The following is a 1,512-nucleotide window of genomic DNA, read 5'->3' on the forward strand; positions in this document are numbered from 1 at the left end:
GTCGTCTCGGGCATGGCCTCCACCGACGGCACCATGGGTGTCGTACCGGCGCTGGTCGCCGAGCGTCTGGGTGTCCCGCAGGTCACCCTGCTGTCCGAGGTCTCGGTCGAGGACGGCACGGTCAGGGGCCGCCGTGACGGGGATGCCGCGAGCGAGCAGCTGGAGGCGTCCCTGCCGGCGCTGGTGTCGGTGACCGACCAGTCGGGTGAGGCGCGTTACCCGTCGTTCAAGGGCATCATGGCGGCCAAGAAGAAGCCGGTGCAGTCCTGGGACCTGTCGGACCTGGACATCGAGGCCGACGAGGTCGGTCTGGACGGCGCGTTCACCAAGGTCGAGGCCGCGAACGAGCGTCCGGCGCGCACGGCCGGCACCATCGTCAAGGACGAGGGCGAGGGCGGCAAGCAGCTCGCTGAGTTCCTCGCGGGCCAGAAGTTCATCTAGGGCCCCGCAGTCGCTGACCGTTCCTCACCTTCCGTTTCGCAGGAGTGCATTCCCATGGCTGAAGTCCTCGTCTATGTCGACCACGTGGACGGTGCCGTCCGCAAGCCCACCCTGGAGCTGCTGACCCTGGCCCGCCGGCTCGGCGAGCCCGTCGCCGTCGCCCTGGGCAACGGCGCCGCCGACACCGCCGCCACCCTCGCCGAGCACGGCGCGGTGCGCGTGCTGACCCACGAGGCGTCCGAGTACGCCGAGTACCTGGTCGTGCCGAAGGTGGACGCCCTGCAGGCCGCCTACGAGGCCGTGTCCCCGGCCGCCGTGCTGGTCCCGTCCTCCGCGGAGGGCAAGGAGATCGCCGCCCGTCTGGCGCTGCGGATCGGCTCGGGCATCATCACCGACGCCGTCGACCTGGAGGCCGGCGGCGAGGGGCCGGTGGCGACCCAGTCGGTGTTCGCCGCGTCCTTCACCACCACCTCCCGGGTCATCAAGGGCACCCCGGTCATCACGGTCAAGCCCAACAGCGCGGCCGTGGAGGCCGCCCCGGCCGCCGGCGCCGTCGAGGCCCTGGCCGTGACCTTCTCGGAGAAGGCCACCGGCACGAAGGTCACCGGCCGGACGCCGCGTGAGTCGACGGGGCGTCCGGAGCTGACCGAGGCCGCGATCGTGGTCTCCGGCGGCCGTGGTGTCAACGGCGCGGAGAACTTCTCGATCATCGAGGCGCTGGCCGACTCCCTCGGTGCGGCGGTGGGTGCCTCGCGTGCCGCCGTGGACGCCGGCTGGTACCCGCACACCAACCAGGTCGGCCAGACCGGCAAGAGCGTCTCGCCGCAGCTGTACATCGCCAACGGCATCTCCGGCGCGATCCAGCACCGGGCCGGTATGCAGACCTCCAAGACGATCGTGGCCGTCAACAAGGACGCCGAGGCCCCGATCTTCGAGCTCGTCGACTTCGGCGTGGTCGGCGACCTCTTCGACGTCGTCCCCCAGCTGACCGAGGAGATCAAGACCCGCAAGGGCTGACCCCTCCCCGACACCACCAGGCCCCCGCGACCCACCCGGTCACGGGGGCCTCGG

Annotated in this window: 1 protein-coding gene and 1 pseudogene; both read left to right on the forward strand. The window is 71.4% G+C overall.

Annotated elements, in window-relative coordinates:
* A pseudogene (locus tag AB0D93_RS41570) lies at positions 1-441 on the forward strand (electron transfer flavoprotein subunit beta); the annotation flags it as partial.
* A gap of 54 nt (positions 442-495) precedes the next feature.
* On the forward strand, positions 496-1,458 hold the full coding sequence (locus AB0D93_RS41575; RefSeq protein WP_362131974.1) for an electron transfer flavoprotein subunit alpha/FixB family protein: 963 nt from the start codon (positions 496-498) through the stop codon (positions 1,456-1,458).
* Positions 1,459-1,512 lie beyond the last annotated feature (54 nt).

The sequence above is a fragment of the Streptomyces sp. NPDC048191 genome (assembly GCF_040652655.1).
In the GTDB taxonomy this organism is placed as follows: Bacteria; Actinomycetota; Actinomycetes; order Streptomycetales; family Streptomycetaceae; genus Streptomyces.